Below are 19,269 nucleotides of genomic sequence, written 5' to 3' on the forward strand. Positions count from 1 at the left end.
TCCAAGCACACCTGCTCGAACTCCTCGACATCGACGAAACCCGACCCCGCTGGCTGGAAACCTAAAACCCCATGTGCGAAGTCTGGGTCTAGACGTGGCTGCCCGGGACGCCGAGCTGGGCGGCGAGCCAGGGGAGGGCCTGGGTGAAGGTGGCGGCGCCGGTCTGCCAGGAGTGCTTGCCGGAGCCGACCGCGTCGGTGGTGCGGATGCCGTCCTTCTTGGCGGCCGCCTCCAGGGCCTTGGCGGACTCGATCTGGCCGTGCTCCTCGTCGCCCTGGCCGAAGTATCCGGAGACGCCCTGGTACTTGCCGTGGTGGGCGCCGAGCACGGTCAGCGGGTCGTGGGCGGCCCAGGCCGCCGCGTCGCCGCCGTACAGCTCCTGGATGGTGTGGTCCTTGTCGCCGATGTACGGGCCCTTGTCGCCGGAGAAGTCTCCGAAGTGGGTGAAGCGGTCGGGGTGCTCGACGACCAGGTCGACGGCGCAGGTGCCGCCCATGGACCAGCCCGCCACGCCCCACTTGTGCGGATCGGTGGCCGCGTTGAAGGTCTTCTCGATGTACGGCGGGACGTCCTTGAGCAGGTGGCTCTCCGCGTTCCCGTGGGGGCCGTCCACGCACTCGGTGTCCACCCGGAAGCCGCCGGTGGCGTCCACGAAGACCAGGATCGGGGCGAAGCCGTTGTGCTGGGCGGCGAAGGTGTCGGCGGTCTTCACGGCGTTGCCGGAGCGGATCCAGTTGTCGGGCGCGGCGAACTCGCCGCCGATCATCTCCAGCACCGGCAGTCTGGGCCGGGACTGGCTGCGGAACCAGGCGGGCGGCAGGTAGACCAGCTCCTGGCGGTGGGTGAAGCCGCTCGCGGTGTCCGGGATGTCGACCTGGACGATGCGTCCGGTCCTGGTCTTGCCGTGGATCTTGGCGAGGTCCGCCACGGTGATCTGGTCCGGCAGCGGCCGGCCGCCGAGCTCGCCGATCGCGTCGTCGACCGTCGGGTAGTAGCCGGTGGCCATGTTCACGCTGTTCGCGGCGCAGAACAGGGCCAGCAGCGCGGCCGGCAGCACCAGCACCCGCCGCCACCACCGGGCGCTGCGCCAGCCGAAGCCGAGCACCGAGAACGCCCCGATCGCCACCCCGCTCCACAGCCACACCCCGAACGGGATCGGATCGGTGATCCCGGACAGGGAGAGCACGGCGGCGGCGACGACCGCGGTGATCGCCAGCGCCGTGCCGAGCGCAATCGGACCCCACGTGCGCTGCCAGGTCCGGTCCCGCCGGCCCACCGCGGTCAGGAACAGGGCGAGGGCGGCCGCCTGGACCGTCCAGGGGAACCAGCCGTCGAGCAGGGAGACGTTCATGCGCGGAGGCTAGGCGCGGCGGATGAGAGGGTGCTGAGAGCCTGACAGGCGGCTGGGAGCGGGCTGACCGTCGACTGGGAGTCGGGGCCGGGGGTCGGGGGCGGCCTGATCGGCGGCCGGGAGGGGCTCGGGTCGTCGGGTGATCAGGACGGGACCGGGCCGCGCTCCTCGTACCACTGCCGGACGGACCGCACGATGTCCTGGCCGATCCGATCCAGCAGCGCGGACGCGTCGTCCATCCGGGCGCCCGCGGGGGTGGCGGGTCCGAGCAACTCGGCGCCGTGGCGGGTGACTCCGGCGAGCATCGCGTTGCGTTCGGCGCTGGCCAGCAACGCGCGGTACCAGATGTCGCCGTCGATGACGTACCGCTCGCGGCGCTGCCGGTCGTCGCGCTCCCGGCGGACCAACGCCTGCCCCTCCAGGTAGCCGATCGCCTTGGAGACGGCGGCCGGGCTGACCTGCAGCCGCCGCACCAGGTCGCCGGAGGTCAGGCTGCCCTCGTCGGTGACGTAGAGGCAGCCGAGCACCCGGGCCACCATCCGGGGCATGCCGATGTGCACCAGCAACTCGGCCAGCCGGTCGACGAATTCGCCGACGGCGGCCGGATTCCGGTCGGCGCCGCCGGGGTCCGGGGCGGTCGGGCGTGGGGCGGGCGCGGTACGGCTGCGGCGGGAGCGCCGGGCGGTCGCGCGCTGGGCGCGCTCGGCCTGATAGCCGGACGGGCCGCCGTTGCGGGCGATCTCGCGGGTGACGGTCGAGGTCGGCCGGCCGAGGCCGCGGGCGATCTCGCCGTAGCCGAGCCCCTCGGCCAGGCCGGTGGCGATCCGGCGGCGGTCCTGCTGGGTCAGTCGACCTCCGGGCATCCGTCCTCGTCCCCTCGTCCTCTCGGGTTCCCTGCGCGGGTTCCTGGCGATGGTCAGGAGAGTATCCGCCCGATGCCCGCGTTGTTGCAATGGAAGCGCAGAGATGTTGCATTCACAAGCAGCCCCATTGCAAGGAAGTTTGCCAACTGAACTGCGATGATGTGGAAGTGGCCAGGTAGTTGATGTTGACGGTGTCGTGAATTCGCGGGAGCGTTCTGTCCGCCAACGGGAAGCACCGCCGAGGGGGAACACACCATGAGGACCACCACCCGCGCCGCCGTCACCGCCCTGCTCACCGGGGCCGTGCTCGCCGCCACCGTCACCAGCGCCGCGCCGGTGTTCGCCGACCAGGCCGCCGGGCAGGCCGGGCAGCGGGACCGCCGCCCGGGCGTGCAGGCCGTGCTCGACCAGGGCGTGACGACCGGTGGACTTCCCGGCGCCGTCGCCGAGGTGCGGGACGGGCGCCACCGCTGGTTCGGCGAGGCGGGCGTCGCCGACATCACCACCGGGCGGCCCCGCCAGGAGCAGGACCGGTTCCGGATCGGCAGCACCACCAAGACCTTCGTCTCCACCGTCGTGCTCCAGCTCGCCGCCGAGGGCCGGCTGAGCCTGGACGACAGCGTGGAGCACTGGCTGCCCGGCGTCCTCGACGCCCCCGGCTACCAGCCCGACCGGATCACCGTCCGACAGCTGCTCAACCACACCAGCGGGGTCCCCAACTTCGCCACGGACGACGAGATCGGGAAGGAGTTCTGGCACGAGCCCTTCCTGCAGCACCGCTTCGACGACTTCACGCCCGAGCGGCTCGTCGGCATCGCCCGCGCCCACCAGCCCGACTTCGCCCCCGGCACCGACTGGACGTACTCCGACACCAACTACGTCCTCGCCGGGATGATCGTCGAACGGGCCTCCGACGGCACCCTGGCCCAGCAGATCCGGCAGCGCATCACCGCCCCGCTCGGCCTCACCAGCACCTACGAACCTGCCTCCGACGACGTCACCATCCACGGGCCGCACGGGCAGGAGTACTCCCACCTCGGGTACACCGACCCGAAAACTCCGGACTACGACGTGACCGAGCTGAGCCCGTCCTGGGGCTGGGCGTCCGGCGACATGATCTCCACCACCCGCGACCTCAACACCTTCTTCGCCGCCCTGCTCGGCGGACGACTGCTGCCGCCGGCCCAGCAGCAGGACATGTTCACGATGGTCCGGACGCCGGCGGACAAGTGGATCAAGGACACCGCATACGGCCTGGGCGTCAGCTCCGTCAACCTGCCCTGCACCACCGTCTGGGGCATGGGCGGCGCCATCAACGGCTCGTGGACCTACACCTACGGCAGCCGGGACGGCCGCCACCTGCTCTCCACCAACGTCAACGGGGACTGGCTGAACGGCGGCAGCGGGCCGATCGACCTGTTCACCGCCGAGCTGAAGGCGGAGTTCTGCCCGGGATCCTGACCCGTCGGCCGGCTGCGGCGCACCCGGCTCGGCCACACCCGTGCCGGGTACCCGCCGGTGGCGCTGGTCGTCACCGGTGCTGTTCCGGTCGCACCGGCCAACCGCCAGGCCCTTCTCCACACTGGTGCTGCTCAATCCCGGTCATGCCCACCGCGCCGCTCCCACGCCGTCCCAAACCGTCCTTGCCCGCCTGCTCCCACAGCCGTGCGGGTACCGCTCCCGGCAGTGCAGAAGGTCACGGCCGTCCGTGAGCCGTGGCGCCTGGTGCACGGTGTACGGGCCACGGGAGTGCAGATCCCCGGCCGGCTCTGCCTCGGCACCTGGCGCCACCCCCACGGACGGGACCCTCGGGTCGCCGCTCCAGGACGCCCGTAGGCCGGTGCCCGTCGATCCGCACGGGATTTCGGCACGCCCGGACTATTGTCAGGAAACTTTACTTTTCACTAGGCTCTCGGCGGCGGCTTGGCGCGGCGCCCTCTCGATCGGGGCGTGACGCGCTCAGCGAGAGCTCTGACCCGGCCGCCGCGGTGGTGAGGGAACCACCGCTCGACCGGCGGGGATCGCGTGCGGGCCCCGCCGGAGTCCAGCTCTCGCCGTCGTTCTAGGTCAGGGAGTTCAGGGATGCGTCCCCAAGTCTCGGTAAGGCCTGTTCACATCGGAGTGTTCGCCGCGGTGCTCGTGCTGGTCGGCGGACTGTTGCTCGGCTGGTCCGGGCGGGCGGGAGCGGCGGCCGATCCGCTGCTCTCGCGGGGCAAGGCCGCCACGGCCTCGTCCACGGAGGGCTCGTCCTACGCGGCGGGCAAGGCGTTCGACGGGAACACCGGTACCCGGTGGGCGAGCGCGGAAGGGAAGGACCCGCAGTGGCTGCGGGTCGACCTCGGGGCGAACGCCACCGTCTCGCGGATCAAGCTCTCCTGGGAGGCCGCGTACGCGAAGGCGTACCGGCTGGAGGTGTCGGCGGACGGGGCGACCTGGACCACCGTCGCCGAGGAGAAGGCCGGCAACGGCGGCACGGACGACTGGACCGGGCTGACCGGCAAGGGCCGGTACGTCCGGATGTACGGCACGGCCCGCGGCACGTCCTACGGGTACTCGCTGGTCGAGATGGAGGTCTACGGGGTCACGGACACCACGCCCTCGCCGACCGCCACGCTCTCGCCGACCGCCACGCCGTCGCCGACCGGGACCGCCCCGGGCGGGGCGTTCACCATCGTCGCGGCCGGTGACATCGCGGCGCAGTGCACCGCCTCGGACAGCGCCTGCGCGCACCCGAAGACCGCCGCCCTCGCCCAGAGGATCGACCCGAAGTTCTATCTGACGATGGGTGACAACCAGTACGACGACGCCCGGCTGTCGGACTTCCGCGCCTACTACGACAAGAGCTGGGGCGCGTTCAAGGCGAAGACCCACCCCGTCCCCGGCAACCACGAGACCTACGACCCGGCCGGCTCGCTCTCCGGGTACAAGGCGTACTTCGGCAGCATCGCCTACCCGCAGGGCAAGAGCTGGTACAGCTTCGACGAGGGGAACTGGCACTTCGTCGCCCTCGACTCCAACGCCTTCGACCAGAGCGCCCAGATCGACTGGCTCAAGGCCGACCTCGCGGCCAACACCCGCAAGTGCGTCGCCGCCTACTGGCACCACCCGCTGTACTCCTCCGGCGGGCACGGCAACGACCCGGTCTCCCGGCCGGTGTGGCGGATCCTCTACGACGCCCGGGCGGACCTGGTGCTCAACGGGCACGACCACCACTACGAGCGGTTCGCCCCGCAGGACCCGGACGGGAAGGCCACCGCCGACGGGATCGTCGAGATCGTCGGCGGGATGGGCGGCGCCGAGCCGTACCCGATCGAGCAGGTCCAGCCGAACAGCCAGAAGCGGATCAGCGGCGACTACGGCGTGCTGAAGCTGGACTTCACCGACGCCGGGTACGGCTGGAGCTTCGTCGGGACGGACGGCAAGGCCAAGGACACCAGCCCGACCTACAGCTGCCACTGATGATGTACCTGGCCACCACGGGCCGTCGTCCGGACGCGCCGCCCCGCCCCGCCGGGGTGGGGCGGCGCGTCCCGGGCACGGTCGTCGCGCTCGGCGCGGTCAGCCTGGTCACGGACGTCTCCTCGGAGATGGTCACCGCCGTGCTGCCGCTCTACCTGGTCCTGGGCCTCGGCCTCTCACCCCTCCAGTTCGGCTTCCTCGACGGACTGTTCAACGGAGCCACGGCACTGGTCCGGCTCCTCGGCGGGCGGCTCGCCGATCGCGGCGCCGGCCGGCACCGGACCGTCGCGGGGGCGGGCTACCTGCTGTCGGCGCTCTCCCGGCTGGGCCTGCTGATGGCCGGCGGGGCCGCCGGCGGGATCGCCGCCGCGCTGGCCGCGGATCGGCTCGGCAAGGGCGTGCGCACCGCACCCCGGGACGCGATGATCACGCTCAGCGCACCGCCGGAGACCCTCGGCCGGGCGTTCGGCGTGCACCGGGCGATGGACACGACCGGGGCGCTGCTCGGCCCGCTGGTCGCCTTCGTGGTGCTGTGGGCGACCGCGGACGCGTACGACGCGGTGTTCGTGGTCAGCTTCGCCACCGGCCTGCTCGGTGTCGTGGTGCTGGGCCTCTTCGTCCCGGCCGACCCGTCGGCACCGCCGCCGCGGGCCGCATCGACCGGCCCGGTCCCGTCCGCGGTCCCGGCGGCGCTCCCGTCCGCTGCCCCGACCGCTGACGGGTCCGCTGCCCCGGCCGCGGGGCCGAACGCCGCACCCGGCCCGGCCGGCACGGCGGCCCGGTCGACTGCCGACCCCGCCTTCCGGCGGGTGGTCGCGGCCGCCGCGCTGCTGGGCGCCGCGACCGTCGGCGACTCCTTCCTCTACCTCCTGCTCCAGCGCGGCCTCGACCTGTCGGCCGCGCTCTTCCCCCTGCTGCCGCTCGGCGCGGCGGCCTGCTACCTGCTGCTGGCCGTCCCCGCCGGGCGGATCGCGGACCGCGCCGGACGGCGGATCCCGTTCCTGTTCGGCCACGGCGCGCTGCTCGCCGCCTACCTGACGCTCCTGGTCCCGTCGGGCCTGCCGACCGCCGTGCTGGTTCTGGTCCTCCTCGGCGTCTTCTACGCCGCCACCGACGGCGTGCTGATGGCGCTGGCCGCGCCCGCGCTCCCGGCCGCCGGCCGGGCGAGCGGCCTCGCCGTCCTGCAGACCGGACAGGCCCTGGCCCGTCTGGTCGGTGCGGCCGGGTTCGGCGCGGCCTGGACGTGGTGGGGACCGCGCCCGGCCCTCGTCGCGGCCGCCCTCGCCCTGGCCGCCGCACTCACCGCCGCCTGGCGGATCCTCCCGGGAAGGAAGGCGTGCCGATGAAGTCGCGAACGCTCCTGCTGGTCCTCGCCGCCCTCGTCCTCCTGGGCGGCTCCCTCGGCTACGTGGTGCACGCCCGCCAACGGGACGGCGGACCGCAACCCGTCGCCGCGGACGTCTCGTTCACGCTCGACCAGCCCGGTCTCTACTACCGCGACACCGCCACCGGCCGCGTCGCCCGCAGCCCGGGCGGCGAGCCCGGCGGCCCGTCCTGCGCCCGCTTCTACGCCGCGGGGGACCGCGCCCTGTGCCTGCGCGCCCTGCCGGGCACCCCCGCCCGGACCCAGGCCGTGGTCTACGACCGGCGGTTCACCGAGCTCCGGTCGGTGATCGTCCCCGGGATCCCCAACCGGGCCCGGGTCTCGCCCTCCGGCCAGGTGCTCTCCTGGACCACCTTCGCCGTCGGCGACTCCTACGCGGCGGACCGCTTCTCCACCCGCACCTCGATCCTCGACCTGCGCACCGGCTACCTGATCAAGTCCGTCGAGGAGATCCCGCTGACGATCGGCGGCACCCGCTACCACGCCGCCGACGTCAACTACTGGGGCGTCAACTTCGCCGCCGACGACAACCGCTTCTACGCCACCGTCTCCACCGCCGGCCGCACCCACCTCGTCGAGGGCGACCTCAAGGCCTGGTCGGCCCGCACCCTGCGGGAGAACGTGGAATGCCCCTCGCTCTCCCCGGACGGCACCCGGATCGCCTTCAAGAAGAAGGTCTCCGCCGATCCCGCCGCGCCCTGGCGCCTCCACGTCCTCGACCTGGCCGACCTCCACGAACACCCGCTGGCCGAGACCCGCAGTGTCGACGACCAGGCCGCCTGGCTCGACGATGCCACCCTCGCCTACGCCCTCCCGGCCCGGGCGGGCCAGGCCCCCGACGTCTGGGCCACCCCCGCCGACGGCACCGGCACGCCCCGCCTCCTCCTCCCCGGTGCCTCCTCCCCGGTCACCGTCCCGCCCCCGCCGGCCTGACGCCCGCCGGCCCGCCGCCTGCCGCACCCGCCCGGGACGGTGGGCCGCGCCGCCCCCGCCGGCCCCACCCTGCGCGACCACCTCGCCCTGCCCGTTCTTTGGGCGGTGCTGAACGTTCACGGCCCGTCCGGAGCGCCGGACGGGCCGTGAACGGAAGGGCGGTCGACCGGGGACGGCGCCGGGCCGGGGCGAAGGCCACGGCACCGGCGCCGACCGGCGGTCCGTCCCGGGTTGCTCACCGGTTCGCGGTGGGCGCCCCCTTGCCAGACACGACCTCATTGCCGAATACGCCGACGCCGGAGACGGAGTGGGAGCCGGTGTCGGCGAAGGCCGGGGCGGCCGTCGCGGCGCCGCCCGCGACCAGTACCGCGGTGAGCGCGACCGTCGGGGCGAGGCGACGGGCCTGGTTCAGGACACGGCTGTTCTTGCGCATGCGAATTCCCCCTTTTGGTGACCGAGTGATGCGCGGCCGGTTCCGGCTTCCGGCCGCTCACTCATCAGACGTGCGGGGGGCGTGGAGGTTGCAGGTGGACCCGGAATTCTTTCGGGATCCGCTCCCTCACCTCCTCCCGCACCGCCTGGAGCGCCGCGACCAGCGCACCGCGCCGAGCGCGATCGCCGCCACTAGCCCTTGGTGGGACTCGCCGAGCTGCCCCTGGTGGCACCGGCGGTTGACCAAGCCGTAGCCGATTCCGTGAGACATCAGCCGCTCCCCGCCGCTGGCGGACGGGCCTCCAGCGGGGGGACGGACGCACGAGAGCTGACTCGTATGGCAGGCTTCATGGAAGTGAGTACTCCGGTGGCAGGGACGGTCGGGGCCGGGGAAGGCCGAGGTCGACGACGGGCCGGCGGCTGCGGCGGCTGGCGTCGAGGAGGTCCTGCTCAAGCTCGTTCAGGCGAGGCAGCATTCAAGCCCTCGGCGGAGGCCATCTCCGAGGTGACAAGCCTGCTGGCTCCCCAAGACGCCCGACGCTGACCGATCCGCCCGCCGCCGAGGCCGCCACCCGGCTCGTCACTGAAGCCGGCGGAACTTGGAACCGATACGCGCTCGGAGACCACACGCGGTGACAAGGCAACCGCCATTCCCGAAGGCTCGAAGATCGCGTTCGAGTCACGACGCCGATGTTCAGGAAGGTTCACCTGAACCGAGGCGAACACCAATGGACTTAACCGACAGCTTGCCGATGCAACTCAAGGAGGTGGGCTGCATCGAGGGATAGCGCCCGGGCGAGCGCGGCAACCGTCGCCGCAGATGGCGCCGGCCTGCCTCGGGCGAATGCCGCATGTACGGTGGTTCGCCCCAGACCAGAGCGCGCCGCAAGCTGCGTCTTGGTCTGTCGAACCTGGTCCAGCCTATCGGCCAGCAAGACTCGCAGCTCGGCCAATGCTTCCTCGTCAGGTACCCGAACGGGCTCTGGCTGCTGCACTGCAGGCGTGACCTCAACATCCACAGCCCTCGCGGGCCTACCGCCCCGCAAAGCGGCCAACTGTTCCTCGACGTCGCGTCGTAGCTTTTGCCACTCAGTGATGCCTTTCTCTCCCCGCGGGTGCCATGCGGACACCATCGCGCACAGCGTGTTCATCGACGCCAATCGAGTCCCGTTGAGCGAGGCGTAGATCGCCGTCCGACTCGTTACCCACTTGCCGCTGGCCACCCTGTCGATGCTGATCTCCCGAGCCGCTTGGCTGCCTCCTGCTCGCGCTATGGCGCTCTCCTGCAGTTCGGAAAGCTGAATGGCGAACCTGCCCAGCGGGTGTGAGCGATCGATAGTGCGTCGCCGATTCGGCACGGCTCCCCCTTAACGAACGTCGGGCCAAATCCCGGGAAGTCCCACTTGGTCGCGCTTGGTTCCGGGCTTTGAACAGTCCGCTACCCAGCGTGCTGACATTGAAGCGGCCCGCCGGAAAGGCGTCCAACCAACACCGACGGGCCACTCAGGATCCAGCCTTCGAGAGGGGACCCAGATGCCCAACGCTACGCGCCCGCCAGCCACTGAGGCCAGGACCAGCATCGCCCTGCAGCTCATCGGGCAGGCCGTCCGTGGAGCCTTCACCGGCGCTTCCCGCGCCATCACCGAGCGGCTGATCAAGCTGCTCTCGGAGTAGTCATCACCTTCCCGGCTGCAGACTCTCGCCACGCAGCCGGGAAGGTTGCCGACCAACTGGCTGTTGCTGCTCGCTGAGACCATCACTCATCGTTGTTGCAGCGCTGACTTTATGGGTGGATACGCGACACCTCAACATGCGCGCCTACCAGTCTCAACCCCCGTGGTGGGGTCGGCCCGCGGCCCGGGCACGCCGTCGGCGCCTCGTCGGGGGCCACCAGGTGCTGCAGGACGTGGTCGGCGGCCGGGGACAGCCCCGCGGTCCCACGCCCGATGAGTGTCCGGGCGGCCGGTCAGTTCCGGTCGGCGACGCCGGCCTCCAGGACGGAGACCACGGCGAACAGCGAGAAGCAGACGGCGCCGAGGCCGACCAGGACCCGGGCCGCGACCGTCACGTCCGGGTCGGCCGACTCGAACAGGAACGCCGACATGAACAGGCACAGCAGTGTGGTGCCGACCGGGACCAGCGGGGCGCGGCCGGCCGGCGGCGCGGCACGGCGCCAGCCGAGGGCGAGCAGCAGCACCGCGCTCAGCACTGTCCAGCACAGCAGACCCAGCCCGATCTGCACGTACCCGGTGGCCAGTTGACCTGGCCGGGGGTCCAGGGCGACGACGACCAGGCCCCCGGTGATGTCCATGGCGCCGAGCACGGCGGCCGGGATGAGCCACCAGACCCGCTCCCGCCGGGTGTACGTGTTCCGGATCTGCCGCAGCAGGGTGATCACCAGCCCGATCAGGGCGGTGCAGACGATCGCCTGGTCGACCACCACGTGCCCGGCCGTGAAGCGCCCGTCCGAGTCCCCGCCGCCCCCGTTGGCCAGCATGACGATCGCCCACGCCCAGGCGGCGGCGGCCGCAAGGACCGGGACCGCCACCAGCGCCCGGGCCGCGGACCGGCCGAACGGCGCGGGCGAGCGCGGCGGGGAACCCTCCGGCAGGACGGCGTTCTGCCCGATCAGCGTGAAGCGGGTGGCGACCGCGGCCACCGACGAGACGCACACGCAGACCAGGCCGATGCCGAGGACCACGCTGCCGGCCACGAAGTCGGCCACCGGCCGGTGGCTCTCCGCCAGCAGGCCCAGCCCGTAGCCGACGGCGGCCCCGGCCACCGCGAAGCCGAACGCCGGGTAGCCGATCCGGTCCAACGCGCCGAAACGGCCGATCAGTTGCCGCACGACGGTCGCCGCGACGGCGAACAGGCAGAGACAGACGGCGGCCAGGAAGACCAGCGTCAGGCCCGCGACCCGGGCGCTCGGCCCGGTGGAGTGCGCGAGGACGTAGCCGCCGAGCGCGGCCGACACCGCGCCCATGAGCAGCGGAATCGCCCGGAGCAGCACGCTCATTCCGTGGTTCACCAGGTCTCCTCGTTCCCTCGCGCTCGCCGGTTCCGCGCGGCAGTCAGTGTTCAGCCCGCCGGGTCTCCGGCCGGGACCCCGGCGGCGGGTGTCCACGGATTTCGTCCGATCGGCTCACGGCGACACCCGCCGTGCGGGACTCCGGCGGTGGCCTTGTGAGTGGGTGGTGTCAGTCGGATGGTCAGCAGCGTGCTCATCGTGGGGAAGGAGCCGCTGAGCTCGGCTTCTTCTTGAAGAGGGCCGTGGATTTCCGCTGCTACGGGGTGACCAATCTGCTGTCATGACCCGCTGATTGTGCCTAGCACACCAGGATCGTGGCTGACATGAGGACGTTCATTCCTGTGCGGCCGGTGCGCCTCGACGTTGACTGCCTGTCCGCGCGGTCCGGGCCCGGCCCGTCCTCGTTCTGGTCGGCGCTCCCGGTCCCGTCGTCCTTGTCCTGACAGTTGTTGGCGTCGCCGCCCGGCGGCCGGGTTGCCTGTCCGGCTCGTCCTCGCCCGGGTGCGCCGTCGTCGTCCTGGCGGTGCTGTGCCTCGGGGCCGGCTGTCTCTTCGCCGTGCGGCGTCCTGTTCGTTCTGCCAGTGCAGAACGAAGTGATTGACCCTGTGATGACGTCCGGGCCCGCCGTCCACTGCTCCGTCCGTCGGAACGCCCGCCCGTCCCGGGCTCCGAGTGGGTGCCGGATGGGTGTGCACGGGCCGCGCTGGACCAGGTTCTCGACCCGGGCGGTGCCGGCCGGGACGGTGTCCAGCGGCTCGGCGACGGCCGGGTTCTCCTCGGCGGCCGGCAGTTGGTCAGCCCCCGGGTCGCGCACCCTCGCGGTTGCCGCTGGTCCTGCCCGAGCGATTTTGTTGCTTTACGTTGATAAATGTTTGATTCGGTGCCATGCTGCGGCCTCAGCGAAGCGCCGCCAACCGGACTGGCGGCAGCGCCCCACCCCGCCCTCGCACCTCCCGCACATTGTGAAAGGCAGCCATGACCACGACCGCCCCCAGCACCGCGAACAGAGCCCTGCGGCGCGCCGCCGGCGTCGTGACCGCGCTGGCCCTGGCTGCCACCCCGACCTTCACGGCCCACGCCGCGCCGCCCGGCTCGTTCACGCCGGCCGCAGCCTGGAGGGACCAGAACGGCAACCAGCTCCAGCTGCACGGCCTGGGCATCGTCAAGACCGGCGACACCTGGTACGGCTTCGGCGAGGACAAGACCGGCGAGACCGCCGCCGACACCAGCTTCAAGGACATCCCCTGCTACAGCAGCACCGACCTGCAGCACTGGACCTACCGGAGCCAGGCGCTGAGCCTGCAGACGGGCGGTGACCTCGGGCCGAACCGGATCGTCGAGCGCCCGAAGGTCATCTACAACGCCGCGACCGCCACCTACGTGATGTACCTGCACATCGACGACCCCTCCTACTCCGAGGCCAAGGTCGGCGTCGCCACCAGCAGTACCCCGTGCGGCCCCTACACCTACAAGGGCAGCTTCCGGCCGCTCGGCTTCCAGAGCCGCGACATCGGCCTCTTCCAGGAGACCGACGGCTCCGCCTACCTGCTCACCGAGGATCGGGCCAACGGCCTGCGCATCGACAGGCTGTCCGACGACTACCTGTCCGTCACCTCCTCGGTGGCACTGGTCGGCGACTACGAATCCCCGGCCCTGGTGAAGGCCCACGGCCGGTACTACCTGTTCGGCTCGAACCTGACCGGCTGGGGCACCAACGACAACGTGTACGCGACGGCCACCTCGCTCGCCGGGCCGTGGTCCGCCTTCAGCACCTTCGCCCCCGCCGGCACCCGGACCTACAACTCGCAGACCGCCAACGTCATCCCCGTCACCGGCACCGCGGGCACCAGCTACGTCTTCGCCGCCGACCGCTGGAACACCGACGACCTCGGCAACTCGCCCCTCGTCTGGCTCCCTCTGACCCTCGCCGGCGCCACCGCCAACGTCGGCTGGTTCAACTCCTGGTCGCTGAACACCACCTCCGGCACCTGGACCGCCAAAGCCTCCCTGCCCGCCACCGGCCCCCGCACCCTCGCCAGCGCCAACAGCTCCCTGCTGATGGACGACAGCAACAGCTCCACCGCCGACGGCGCCCCCGTAATCCAGTGGCCCACCAGCGGCGGCACCAACCAGAAGTGGACCCTCCAGCAGGTCTCCGGCAACACCTGCACCGTCGCCAACGCCCTCAGCGGAAAGTGCCTGGACACCGCCGGCGGCGCCACCACCCCCGGCACCCAACTCGTCCAGCAGACCTGCACCCCCGGCACCACCACCCAACAGTGGACAGTCAACGCGGTCGGCGACTACGCCTCGCCCGCCAACAACTCCTTCACCCTCAAGAACCTCGCTGCCGGCCTGGTCGTCGACGTCCCCAACAACTCCACCGCCCAGGGCACCGCACTCGCACTGTGGAGCAGCAACGGCGGCAGCAACCAGATCTGGAAGGTGTCCTGACCTTCCCGTACAGCCCGAAGGAAGCGCAGCCCGCTCGTGCGGGAAGCCATCGCCATACCGATCACGAAGCGTGTCACCCCCGGGGGGAATCCCGAGGGGGTGGCCACGATCGGCGGGAACGCGGAAACAGGGCCCCGTGGTAACTCGGAGAGCGTCTACGCCAACGAGCGATCCAAGAAGCCTGCGGCCGCAACTCCTCGCACCAGCCAGCCTTGCGTGCGACCGCAATGGGGTCAGCGCCGGTCGAGTACGAGTCCAGCGAGGTGTGGATGAAGGCGATCTCGTTGCCGGAGCGGTGCTACTCGGCGAAGCCGGCGAGTTCGCCGTCGTCCTGGATCTCGAACCGGGACTTCTCGGTGTTGTCGGTGACGGACCGTTCCATGGTTCCTCCTCGTACGGCTGCCTCCGACTGTGGCTGAACTCTCAAATTTTGCCTCCGGTCGACGCACAGAGAAAGCGTGACGGGCCGTCGCCGTTCCTCGGGGAGCGGCGGCGGCCCGTCATGCGCCTGGTGGCGGGTCGGCTCAGGTGCAGGTGAGCACGGGAGCCGCCCAGTCGGCGTGGTCGGAGGTGTTGCCGTCGCCGGCGTCGGTGACCTGGAGGGTGAGCTCGTTGGCGCCGGTGAGCGGGGCACTGAGGTGCACGGCTGCCTTCGCACCGGTCAGCGTCCCGCTGTCGGCGACCTTGACGCCGTCCGCGAGGATCTGGAACACCACGGAGCCGCGGATTCCCGACTCGGCGTCGACGCCCACGTCGGTGCTCAGGTTGGTGCAGGTGCCGCCGAGGTAGTAGCTGACGGCGGAGGGGGCGTGCACGCCGAGGCCCTTGGTGTAGGTGGTGGTGCCGATGGTGAGGGGCTGTCCGTCGCCGGAGGCCGTCTCGCCGTTGCTCTGGTCGCGCTCGACCGGGCCCCAGCCGTTGCCGGCGCTGGACCAGGCCAGGTCGCTGAGGGCGTGGGCGCCGGTGCTCGGGCCCGTGCCGCAGGCGATGCGGGGGTCCGCCCAGTCGGCGTGGTCGAAGGTGTCGCCGTCGCCGGCGTCGGTGACCAGCAGGCGCAGGTCGCCGCCGCCGGTCAGGTCCGCGCTCAGACGCAGCGGCCCGTCGGTGCCGCGGCGGACGCCGCTGTCGGCGACCAGGGTCCGGTCGCGGTAGATCCGGAAGACCGCCGAGCCGTTGGTGCCGGACTCGTCGTCGACTCCGACGTCCACGGTGAGGTTCCGGCAGGTGCCGCCGAGGTGGTACCGAATGTCGGAGGCGGCGTGCACGCCGAGGCCCTTGGCGTACGTGGTGCCGCCGATGGTGAGGGGGTGCCCGTCGCCGGCGGCGGCCTCGCCGTTGCTGTGGTCGCGCTCGACCGGGCCCCAGCCGTTGCCGGCCGAGGTCCAGGCCAGGTCGCCGAGCCGGAGGAGGCCGGTGGGCAGCGGGGTCGGGGTCTTCGGGGTGACCCGGTACATCACGGTGCCGTGGGAGGGCACCGAGGCGCTGATCGCACCACGGGAGGTGGTGGTCTCCTTCGACCAGAGGTCCTTGACGGTGTACGAGTGCGCGCCGCCGATGCCGGCGGCCGCCGCGGTGGTGCTGATGGTCCGCGGCGTGGTGGTCTCGTTGGTCAGCGTGATCGCGCGGCTTCCGTCGGCCAGCGGCTTGCTCATGACGACCAGGCCGTCGGAGTCGGCGATGACGGTTCCCTGGGCGCCGAGCGGGTCCTGGTCGACGGCGATGACGTCGGTGTTCTTCAGGATCGCGAGGGTGGCCGGGCTCGCGGTGCGCAGGTCGCTGCCGATCAGCAGCGGGGCGGACATCTCGGCCCAGAGGCTGAAGTGGGTGCGGTACTCGGTGTCGGTCATGCCGCCGTTGCCGACCTCCAGCATGTCCGGGTCGTTCCAGTGCCCGGGCCCGGCGTACGGCGCGAGCGCCTGGTTGGCGTGCGCGATGGCGATCATGCTGGACCAGGAGTCGGAGATGTCGCCGGTGGTGCGCCAGGAGTTGCCGAGCGGTTCGGCCCAGGTCCAGGGCTGGTTGCTGCCCCACTCGCAGATGCTGTACAGGATCGGGCGGCCGGTGGCCTTCAGGGCCTCACCCATCGCCGTGTAGCGCTGCTTGGCGTCCAGGCCCAGGTTGTTGCAGTTGTCGTACTTGAGGTAGTCGACGCCCCAGGAAGCCCACTGGTTCGCGTCCTGCTGCTCGTGGCCGAGGCCTCCGGGGAAGCCCGGTACGTCGCAGGTCGAGGTGCCGGCGCTGGAGTACAGGCCGAACTTCAGGCCCTTGGAGTGGACGTAGTCGGCGACCGCCTTGATGCCGTTCGGGAAGCGCACCGGATCGGGCACCAGGTTGCCGGCGGCGTCACGGACCGGCAGTGCCCAGCAGTCGTCCAGGTTGACGTAGGTGTAGCCGGCGTCCTTGAGGCCCTGGGAGACGAAGAGGTCGGCGATGCCCTTGACCATCGACTCGTCGAACTCGGCCCGGCAGTGGGTGGAGTTCCAGTTGTTGAAGCCCATCTGCGGGGTGCGGGCCAGGGTGTTCTCCACCGCGGCCGCCGGGGGCGCGGTGGCGACGTCGAGACCGACGGCCGCCATGACGGCGAGCGCGCCTCCGCCGGCGAGGAGGGTGAGCGCGGTCGTCGCCGCGGTCAGGGATCGTCGAAGCCTGTGTGGTGCGGCAAGGGGCATGGGGGAGCTCCACTGTGACGGGACGGGAGATTTCGAGGTCGCCGGAGCCCGAGGGAGGGCGGAGCGAAGTGCCGCCGGTCGACCGGCTTCTGACGGCAGGTCGGAGGTGCTTCCCGCCCAAGGGGGCGAGTATCAACACATACAAACAGAAGCCATCGCAATCAAACGTTCGGGTCACAGGAAAGCCTGCCGTCCGGGCGGGCGTCAAGACCCCGGAGGCGAGGATCTGCTCATGACTGCTCCAAAAGCCACATATTCAATCACAATTGAACACTGACTGTACGGTTGGCGCCGCAACGCGACGTGGTCGCCGCCGGACGAGGTCCGCTCGTCCCTCGGCGACCACGCTCACCAGGGCGACGGCCCCGTCACACGGCGATCGGTTCGATGCGTCCGGTTTCACGAGGTCCGGCAGCTCCGCCCCGAACGGGCCGTAGAACTGCAGCAAGGGCAGGATGTGGCCCTGGTCGGCGGTGTCGTCGGCAGCGCTCGCGGCCCACGAGGCCGTCGCGAGGCGCCGGTTGGGCGGGCTGTGGTGACCGGCGGAACCGAAGCCGCAGTCGCCGACCTGGTAGAAGGGCTTCTCGGAGCCCAGCATCCGCTCGGCGTTGAGGGCTTCGCCGCGCGAGTGGGTGAGGAAGTACGTGCACCGCCGAAGGCGGCTCCCGCTCCTGCGCTGCTCCCGTTCGGGGGTCGGCCCGCCTCGTCCGTTCCCGCGCCGCTCTCAGCCCCGCGTCACGCCGGCGCCGGTCGTCATCACCACCCTGGAGGGCGTCGATGCGCTCGTCGATGACCTCCTGGACGGGGAGGACGACTGCTGCACCCAGGCCGAGGTGTACTCGCAGGACCGGGAACCGCATCCGTCGGGATACCCGACCACCAGCTCATGGTCGGTGCGGACAGGAGTCTTGGTCTGGGGCTCGTGTCGTACATGGACCAGAAGGGGAACTTCACCTCGGTAGGAGCGCCGGAGACCCGGACCAGGCCCACGTACCACTTCGTGTGGAACATGACCCAGTTCGCCGACCACTCGGAGACCCCGATCCCGCTCGTCCGCCAGGCGGTGAAGGAGTTCCTCGTCTCGGATGGACAGCGTCCCACCTGTATCGAGTGGCAGCCTGAGACCTTCGGCGCATAGCGCCCGGCTGTGGTGGTCCCCTCCGAATGCGGAGGGAGGTGCCGTCTCTTCCTCCGGACCCACGAGAAACCCGCACGGCCCCAGTCGGCCCGTGTCCGGTGGACCTCCGGTATCCGAGTTTCCCAGGAGGTCCCGTTCCCGAACAGCCCCTGCCCAGAAGGAGGTTGGGACTTTTGGGGTGCGAAGGCGCAGGACTTCCCGGTCGACCGGGCGGCGGGAGTTGTGTCCACGGAAGCCCGGCCTTGCAGATCTGACGGATGCTCTGCATAGTTACTTCACATCCGGCCGAATCCGTCCCACAGGACCGGCCCGTTGTGCTTTATGTCATGCACATGAAATTCCATGCCCTTGCTGCCCCGATGCTCCGACGTGCGGCAGAGCCTCGGCCCGCCGCACCGACTGTCACCCGCGCCCAGGGCGGCGGGCCGCCCTTCGACGCACCAGCCGGCCTCCCGGGAGACGTCCCGCGCCAGTACGTCCTTCCAGAAGAAAAGGGGAAAGATCATGCGTAACGCCACCCAGACCGTGCGCCGTGCCCTGGCCGTCCTGGCTGTCGCGGCGTCAGCAGTGACCGCGGCACCGGTCGTCGGCCAGGCGGCGGCCGTGGAGAGCACCCGCATCGCCGGCCCGGCCCCGGCGCCCGGAACGATCGCCGGCCTCGCCGTCGACGGCAGCCGCATCGGCGTCCTGACCACCGACGGCCGGGTGTTCGTCAAGGACGGCACCGTCGACTCCCGCGGATGGGTCCAGCAGTACGAAGGCGCGACCGCGCTGGCCCTGTCCGGTAACCGCGTCGGCGTCATCGCCAGGGACGGCCGCGCCTACGTCAAGGAGGGCAGCCTGTTCGCCGGATGGGTCGACGAGGGCGGCAACGCGCTCTCGATCGTCCTGGACGGCAACCGCATCGGCGTCGTCACCAGCGACCACCACGCCTGGGTCAAGGAGGGCAGCCTCTCCGCCGGATACGTCGACGTGGCCGCGAACGGCAACGCCCTCTCGCTGGCCCTGTCCGGCAACCGCATCGGCGTCCTCACCAGCGAGCACCACGCCTGGGTCAAGGAGGGTGCCGTCGCCGACTTCTCCAACTGGGCCGACATGGGCAGCGACGGCAACGCCACCTCCCTGGTCCTGAACGGCCAGCGCATCGGCGTCATCACGACCGACGGGCACGCCTGGGTCAAGGAGGGCGCTGTCGCCGACCTCTCCCAGTGGGTCGACGTCGCGGCGAACGGCAACGCTCTCGCCCTGGTCCTGAACGGCCAGCGCATCGGGGTCATCACCGGTGACCACCACGCCGCGGTCAAGGAGGGCGCCGTCGCCAACTTCACCAACTGGTTCGACGTGGCGGGGAACGGCAACGCCGTTGCCCTGGTCCTGAACGGCCAGCGCATCGGCGTCCTCACCAGCGACCACCACGCCCCGGTCAAGGAGGGAGCCGTGGCCAACGTCACCAACTGGGTCGACATGGGCGCCGAGGGCTGACGCCATGCCGCCGGTGCCGGTCGCCCCGATCGGGGCGACCGGCACCGGCGGCATGGCGTCAGCCCTCGGCGCCCAT

15 protein-coding genes are annotated in these 19,269 nt (G+C 71.3%); 8 read left to right on the forward strand and 7 right to left on the reverse strand.

The features are described from left to right. Positions 1 to 88: 88 nt before the first annotated feature. Entirely contained in the window at positions 89 to 1,351 is a 1,263-nt protein-coding gene (locus ACFVVA_RS40920; protein WP_387695767.1) for an alpha/beta hydrolase, read from the reverse strand. Between the two features lie 143 nt (positions 1,352 to 1,494). After that, positions 1,495 to 2,214, reverse strand: coding sequence for a MarR family transcriptional regulator (locus ACFVVA_RS40925; RefSeq protein WP_387695769.1), 720 nt, complete (start codon positions 2,212 to 2,214; stop codon positions 1,495 to 1,497). 255 nt (positions 2,215 to 2,469) lie between these two features. Here ACFVVA_RS40925 and ACFVVA_RS40930 point away from each other — a divergent pair, with 255 nt between their 5' ends. From ACFVVA_RS40930 to ACFVVA_RS40945, 4 genes are all read left to right on the forward strand, one after another. Continuing rightward, positions 2,470 to 3,675: a serine hydrolase domain-containing protein gene (locus tag ACFVVA_RS40930; protein ID WP_387695770.1), complete on the forward strand. Its 1,206-nt coding sequence runs from the start codon at positions 2,470 to 2,472 to the stop codon at positions 3,673 to 3,675. Positions 3,676 to 4,296: 621 nt separating this feature from the next. Next, positions 4,297 to 5,673, forward strand: coding sequence for a discoidin domain-containing protein (locus tag ACFVVA_RS40935; RefSeq protein ID WP_387695771.1), 1,377 nt, complete (start codon positions 4,297 to 4,299; stop codon positions 5,671 to 5,673). Positions 5,674 to 5,675: 2 nt separating this feature from the next. Further along, positions 5,676 to 7,019 (forward strand): MFS transporter, encoded by a 1,344-nt coding sequence (locus ACFVVA_RS40940; protein ID WP_387695784.1) that lies wholly within the window; start codon positions 5,676 to 5,678, stop codon positions 7,017 to 7,019. Continuing rightward, the gene (locus tag ACFVVA_RS40945; protein WP_387695772.1) at positions 7,016 to 7,990 is read left to right on the forward strand and encodes a hypothetical protein; all 975 of its coding nucleotides are present in this window, start codon (positions 7,016 to 7,018) and stop codon (positions 7,988 to 7,990) included. The genes ACFVVA_RS40940 and ACFVVA_RS40945 overlap by 4 nt, the downstream gene beginning before the upstream one ends. 235 nt (positions 7,991 to 8,225) lie before the next feature. Here the strand turns inward: ACFVVA_RS40945 and ACFVVA_RS40950 are convergent, their stop codons facing one another. Next, positions 8,226 to 8,423, reverse strand: coding sequence for a hypothetical protein (locus ACFVVA_RS40950; RefSeq protein WP_387695773.1), 198 nt, complete (start codon positions 8,421 to 8,423; stop codon positions 8,226 to 8,228). Positions 8,424 to 9,955: 1,532 nt separating this feature from the next. On the opposite strand from ACFVVA_RS40950, the gene ACFVVA_RS40955 reads away from it, so the two are divergent. After that, the gene (locus ACFVVA_RS40955; RefSeq protein WP_359896746.1) at positions 9,956 to 10,096 is read left to right on the forward strand and encodes a hypothetical protein; all 141 of its coding nucleotides are present in this window, start codon (positions 9,956 to 9,958) and stop codon (positions 10,094 to 10,096) included. Positions 10,097 to 10,388: 292 nt separating this feature from the next. Here the strand turns inward: ACFVVA_RS40955 and ACFVVA_RS40960 are convergent, their stop codons facing one another. Then, the gene (locus ACFVVA_RS40960; RefSeq protein ID WP_387695775.1) at positions 10,389 to 11,450 is read right to left on the reverse strand and encodes a DUF2776 family protein; all 1,062 of its coding nucleotides are present in this window, start codon (positions 11,448 to 11,450) and stop codon (positions 10,389 to 10,391) included. 975 nt (positions 11,451 to 12,425) lie between these two features. On the opposite strand from ACFVVA_RS40960, the gene ACFVVA_RS40965 reads away from it, so the two are divergent. Further along, on the forward strand, positions 12,426 to 13,904 hold the full coding sequence (locus ACFVVA_RS40965; protein ID WP_387695776.1) for an RICIN domain-containing protein: 1,479 nt from the start codon (positions 12,426 to 12,428) through the stop codon (positions 13,902 to 13,904). A 298-nt stretch (positions 13,905 to 14,202) separates the two neighbouring features. Here ACFVVA_RS40965 and ACFVVA_RS40970 read toward each other — a convergent pair whose 3' ends face one another. The 3 genes from ACFVVA_RS40970 to ACFVVA_RS40980 all read right to left on the reverse strand — a co-directional run bounded on the left by ACFVVA_RS40970 (position 14,203) and on the right by ACFVVA_RS40980 (position 17,171). Next, positions 14,203 to 14,331: a hypothetical protein gene (locus ACFVVA_RS40970; RefSeq protein ID WP_387695777.1), complete on the reverse strand. Its 129-nt coding sequence runs from the start codon at positions 14,329 to 14,331 to the stop codon at positions 14,203 to 14,205. Between the two features lie 97 nt (positions 14,332 to 14,428). Further along, positions 14,429 to 16,573, reverse strand: a complete 2,145-nt coding sequence (locus ACFVVA_RS40975; protein ID WP_387695779.1) for an NPCBM/NEW2 domain-containing protein — start codon at positions 16,571 to 16,573, stop codon at positions 14,429 to 14,431. Between the two features lie 256 nt (positions 16,574 to 16,829). Then, positions 16,830 to 17,171: a hypothetical protein gene (locus tag ACFVVA_RS40980; RefSeq protein WP_387695780.1), complete on the reverse strand. Its 342-nt coding sequence runs from the start codon at positions 17,169 to 17,171 to the stop codon at positions 16,830 to 16,832. 288 nt (positions 17,172 to 17,459) lie between these two features. On the opposite strand from ACFVVA_RS40980, the gene ACFVVA_RS40985 reads away from it, so the two are divergent. After that, positions 17,460 to 17,711 carry an Imm1 family immunity protein gene (locus tag ACFVVA_RS40985; RefSeq protein WP_387695781.1) on the forward strand — a complete coding sequence of 84 codons (252 nt, stop codon included), beginning with the start codon at positions 17,460 to 17,462 and terminating at the stop codon, positions 17,709 to 17,711. A gap of 504 nt (positions 17,712 to 18,215) precedes the next feature. Beyond that, positions 18,216 to 19,193: a hypothetical protein gene (locus ACFVVA_RS40990; RefSeq protein ID WP_387695782.1), complete on the forward strand. Its 978-nt coding sequence runs from the start codon at positions 18,216 to 18,218 to the stop codon at positions 19,191 to 19,193. The last annotated feature ends 76 nt before the right edge of the window (positions 19,194 to 19,269 follow it).

It is taken from the genome of Kitasatospora sp. NPDC058048, from assembly GCF_042885555.1.
GTDB classification, from domain to species: Bacteria; Actinomycetota; Actinomycetes; order Streptomycetales; family Streptomycetaceae; genus Kitasatospora; species Kitasatospora lactacystinica.